Annotated in this window: 5 protein-coding genes and 1 pseudogene; all 6 read left to right on the forward strand. The window is 61.1% G+C overall.

Going from position 1 to position 4,952, the window contains the following annotated elements; all coding sequences use genetic code 11:
- Positions 1–290: pseudogene (locus ACYCUK_RS23265) on the forward strand (methyl-accepting chemotaxis protein); the annotation flags it as partial.
- A 60-nt stretch (positions 291–350) separates the two neighbouring features.
- Positions 351–905, forward strand: a complete 555-nt coding sequence (locus ACYCUK_RS23270) for a chemotaxis protein CheW (protein ID WP_461596971.1) — start codon at positions 351–353, stop codon at positions 903–905.
- Positions 906–1,571: 666 nt separating this feature from the next.
- Positions 1,572–2,384: a CheR family methyltransferase gene (locus ACYCUK_RS23275; protein ID WP_461596972.1), complete on the forward strand. Its 813-nt coding sequence runs from the start codon at positions 1,572–1,574 to the stop codon at positions 2,382–2,384.
- A gap of 187 nt (positions 2,385–2,571) precedes the next feature.
- On the forward strand, positions 2,572–3,006 hold the full coding sequence (locus ACYCUK_RS23280) for a chemotaxis protein CheD (RefSeq protein ID WP_461596973.1): 435 nt from the start codon (positions 2,572–2,574) through the stop codon (positions 3,004–3,006).
- Positions 3,007–3,025: 19 nt separating this feature from the next.
- Positions 3,026–4,099, forward strand: a complete 1,074-nt coding sequence (locus ACYCUK_RS23285; RefSeq protein ID WP_461596974.1) for a protein-glutamate methylesterase/protein-glutamine glutaminase — start codon at positions 3,026–3,028, stop codon at positions 4,097–4,099.
- Between the two features lie 84 nt (positions 4,100–4,183).
- Positions 4,184–4,952 (forward strand): MCP four helix bundle domain-containing protein (locus ACYCUK_RS23290; RefSeq protein ID WP_461596975.1); only part of this gene is annotated, 769 nt, incomplete at its 3' end.

The following is a 4,952-nucleotide window of genomic DNA, read 5'->3' on the forward strand; positions in this document are numbered from 1 at the left end:
CGGAGGAGCAGTCCACCGGCATGCAGCAGATCAATCAGGCCGTCTCTCAGCTCAATGCCGTCACGCAGCAAAACGCCTCGGCCTCCGAAGAACTCGCCGCAACCGCCGAAGAAATGAACGCCCAGGCCGATGGCTTGCTGCAGCTCGTTCGCCAGTTCAAGACCGGCCAGGAGCATGACACGCCGCGTCAGGCTGGTCCGGCGGCCGACCCCGTGGCTCGCAAAACAGCAAGGCCTCGCCCCGAGGCACTGCCGGCGCTGGCCGCAGAAGGCACATTCGTCAAATTCTGATCCTGTCTAACAACACGGAGCCGATCCATGCAAACCACCCCCGCCAGCACCGCAATTGCCGTGAAAGACGCCGCCAATCTGCCAGCAACCGTGCAGACAAACGACTTTGCGGCACACGCTGCAAACGGCCAGTTCCTGACTTTCAGCCTGCACGGCGAAGTGTATGGCCTGGACATTTTGCGGGTGCGTGAAATCCTCGAATACACCCGCCCCACCACCATCCCGATGATGCCGGCCTTCGTGCATGGCGTCATCAACCTGCGCGGCAATGTGGTGCCCGTCATCGATCTGGCACAGCGCTTCGGTCGCGCCGCCACCGAACTGCGCGCGCGCACCTGCATCGTGATCGCCGAGGTCGAAGGCGAGGATGGTCCTCAGGCCATCGGCATACTGGTTGATGCGGTGAATGCGGTGCTCGACATGGACGCCGCGCAAATCGAGCCTCCACCCAGTTTTGGCACTGGCTTGCGGCAAGACTTCATCAGGGGCATGGCACGCAGCGAAAGTGGCTTCATCATCCTGCTCGACGTTGCGCGGGTATTGTCGGTGCAGGAAATGTCTAACTTGGCTGGCATGAGCCATGGAGAAGCGCTGGCAATGCCCGCTCAATCTTGAATGTTGTGAACCGCCCATCTATGAATTTTCCTCTATTCGCGGCATCGCCAAAGACCAACTTGAACCCAGCACGCAGCGATGATCAAAGGATGGCGCCATACGCTCTTGAGCTTGTTGCGGGCAGTGACGTTACTGCCCTCCTGCAGCCGGAACCGGCCGTTCGCGCGGCTCAAGCCCGACTCGTCGATGAAGATGATCCGTCTGCTTTATCGCTCGGCTTTTTTTGAGTGCAGGTCAGATGTGGAGATTCCTGGCCCGCGCAGCGTCTCGTCCAATCGCTACCTCACCATGCCGTGCACTCCTGTCTTGCCATGTTTAGACAAAACTTACGACGGCGCCATCGATGGTCATGAATGCAGGAAAAATCAGAAAGCGCCTGCCGGTTTCCACACTCAACCTTGGCCGGAGATGCCGAGGACGCTGCTTTGGCTCGGGCCGTGCAGTTGATGGCGCAGCAATTGGATATGAAGTCGTGGCCGAAGCATCGAAACCCAAACCCAGGAGAACTTTCTTCGAACGCATGGCCTCGATTCTTTCCAGGGCCATGTTTTCAGTCCGCCGGTTCCTGCCGAGCGCGTTGCGCGACACCTGGGGACAAAGCGTCTCTGACCTACCCGGCGCGACATTCACGAACGCTTGTGCACTCACCCGATCACCCGTCGCAAGATGAACACATTGACCGATACAGAATTGGCTGGCTTCAGCAAACTGATGTTCGACGCGGCAGGCATCACGCTGGCGGCGTCGAAAAAGGCCCTGGTCAGCGGTCGCCTCGGGCGCCGGCTGCAATTGCTTGGATGCGCGAGTTTCACCGAATACCTCGGCCATCTTCAGCGCAATGCCCACGAGCGCCAGCAGGCGATTGATCTGTTAACGACCAACGAGACCTATTTCTTCCGCGAACCGCGTCATTTCAGTTTTCTCGCCGAGCAGATCATTCCCAAGGTCGAGCCGGACCGGACCTTTCGCGTATGGAGTGCTGCCTGTTCCAGTGGCGAGGAACCTTATAGCGTGGCGATGGTTCTGGCCGAGCGCCTCGGGCAGCGCCCATGGGAAATTTTGGCGTCGGACATCAGCACGCGCGTCTTGGAACAGGCGCGGCTGGGCGTCTACCCAATCGAACGCGCGGAGAAAATTCCCCTGCCCCACCTCAAGTCCTTCTGTCTCAAAGGCAGGGGTGCCCAAGAAGGGCAATTTGCCATCCAGGAAGCTCTGCGAGGCCGGGTGACCTTCCGATCGATCAACTTGAACACGCCTCTGCCCGAGATCGGTCAATTCGACCTGATCTTCCTGCGCAATGTGATGATCTATTTCAACACCGAAACCAAGCGACAGGTCTGCATGCGCCTGGTTCAGGCGCTGCGTCCCGGAGGACATCTCTGCATCGGCCATTCCGAGAGTCTCAACGGACTCGACAGCTCACTGCGCATGGTGCAGCCGGCGGTGTACCGCAAGGACGATGAAGGTGTCAGGGCATGAGCGCGCCGAGCCGTCCCAGAGGTGAATGCCGAAGCGCACAGCGCGAGGGTGTCCAGAGATGAATGCTCCATGCATGCCACGCACCGTGATGGCGCCTGAACCGGAACCCCTGGAAATTTTTCTCCAGCCTGGCGAGTTGTATTTCGGCCAGGGGCGCACGCGTGTGCGAACCTTGCTGGGCTCCTGCGTGGCGATTGCCGTCTGGCACCCGCGGCTGAAGCTTGGCGGGCTCTGCCATTACATGCTCCCCAGCCGCGCGCGGAGCGGCCACCATGGCCATGACAAGCGACTCGACGGCCGCTATGGCGACGAGGCCATGTTGCTGTTCCTGCGCGACATGCGAGCGAGTCAAACCCGACCGGAAGAGTTCGGAGCCAAGCTGTTCGGTGGCGGGCACATGTTCGAAGGCCGGTCGCAGCCACTGCAGGCGGGTTGTCTCGATGTGCCCCGCAAAAACGTGCTCGCCGGCCGCGCGCTGGTGCGTCAGCATGGCTTGAAACTGAAGGCCGAGCATCTCGGCGGCCAGGGACACCGCAACCTGATATTCGACATCTGGAGCGGCGACGCCTATCTCAAGTTCTGGGGCCAGAACGCCGAGCAAAAACGGCCCGTAGCGGACTGAACACAACGAGGACAACGACATGGCGCTGCCCAGCAAGGTGAGAGTCTTCATCGTCGATGATTCGGCGGTCGTGCGGCAGGTGCTGCAAGCCGTGCTACTGCGCGATCCCGGCATTGAGGTGCTGGGAGCCGCGCCCGATCCGCTGTTCGCGCTGCAGCGCATGCAGCAAGGGGGCTGGCCAGACGTGCTCGTGCTGGATGTGGAAATGCCGCGCATGGACGGCATCACCTTTCTGAAAAAACTCATGATCGAGCATCCGCTTCCCGTGGTCATCTGCTCGACCCTGACCGAGAAGGGCGCGCAGATCACCCTGGATGCCCTCGCGGCAGGAGCGGTCAGCGTGGTGACCAAACCGCGCGTGGGCCTGAAAGATTTCCTGATCGAGCAGACCATCGAACTGACCCAGACCATCAAGGCCGCGGCGCGCGCCAACACGAGCAATCTGCACAGCGCGCCGCGTCCGGCTGCGGCCATGCCTGGGACGCAATCGCCCATACCGAGCTCCCATGTTCTGCATGAGACCACCGAAAAGATCATTGCCATGGGCATGTCCACCGGTGGCACCGTGGCTCTGGAAAGGGTGTTGACCACGCTGCCACGAACCTTGCCCGGCATTGCCGTGGTGCAGCACATGCCGGAAAAATTTACCGCCACTTTCGCCGAGCGCCTGAACTCGGTCTGCACCCTGGAGGTACGCGAGGCGCACGACGGCGATCGACTCATCCCCGGTCTGGTGCTGATCGCACCGGGCGGCCGGCATATGCAAGTGCGACGCAGCGGCGCGCAATACCACGTCGAAGTACGCGATGGTCCGCCGGTCAACCGCCACCGTCCTTCCGTGGATGTGCTCTTTCGATCGGTGGCGCAATGCGCCGGACGCAATGCTCTGGGCATCATCCTGACCGGCATGGGTGACGACGGCGCGCGCGGCCTCAAGGACATGCACGACGCCGGCGCGCGCACCGTGGCGCAGGACGAGGCCAGCAGCGTGGTCTATGGCATGCCCAAGGAGGCGGTCAAGCTTGGTGCTGTTGACCGCAATCTGCCGCTCAACGACATCGGTCCAGCGATGGCGGATTACGGTCGAACTTGACGGCGCCATCCGGAGCATCCCCTATCCAGTGCGGCCAAAATGTGTCGTTGCCTGGGATGACAACCCTTTTTGGAGCGCCTTTCCATGCATTTTTTGAGCAAATTCCGTATTCGCACCCGGATGACCTTGGGGCTGGCTGGCATGGTCGCCGTGATCGCGCTCAATGCCTTACTGGCACAACAACAGTTGGCGCAATCGAATGCAAGGCTGGGGGCCATCGTCCAGGTGCAAAGCCAACGCATCGAACTTCTCAACGCCTTTTTTGGCAATTTCCAAGGCACGACAACGGCGATTTATCAGGCCTTGCTCGATCCGGCGCATGACGACACCCAGCAAGCCCTTCTCGGTCAAGAGCTTGCCCACAACCGCAGCAGCACTGCCGGGATTTTCAAGGCTCTGGACGCACTGCCTCCAGATGCGCAGGTGGCTGCGGACATGGCGCAGATCAAGCGCTTGATCGAGAAGAACCGCTCCGTGCAACAGCAGGTCGTCGGTCTGATGCATCAGGGCCTGTATCCGCAGGCCAGCACCATCTATACCCTGCTTGCCGCCCCAGTCGTGGCGTCGATGCGAGCGAAGATCGACGCACTGATTGAAGCGCAAAAGGCACAGATGCGACAAGCCTATGCTCAGAGTCAGGCCGACTATGCGCGCAGCGCACGCAACACTCTGTTCATCACCATCGGGTTCGCGCTCGCTGCCATCGCCGGTGGAGTGTTGATGACGCGTTCCATCACCCGCCCGCTGGGCGAAGCTGTTGGGGTGGCGCAGAAGGTGGCTGCAGGCGATCTGTCGGTGCAAGTGCACAGCAGCGCACGCGACGAGACCGGGGCTTTACTCCAGGCCCTGGGGG

It is taken from the genome of Thiomonas sp., from assembly GCF_054608695.1.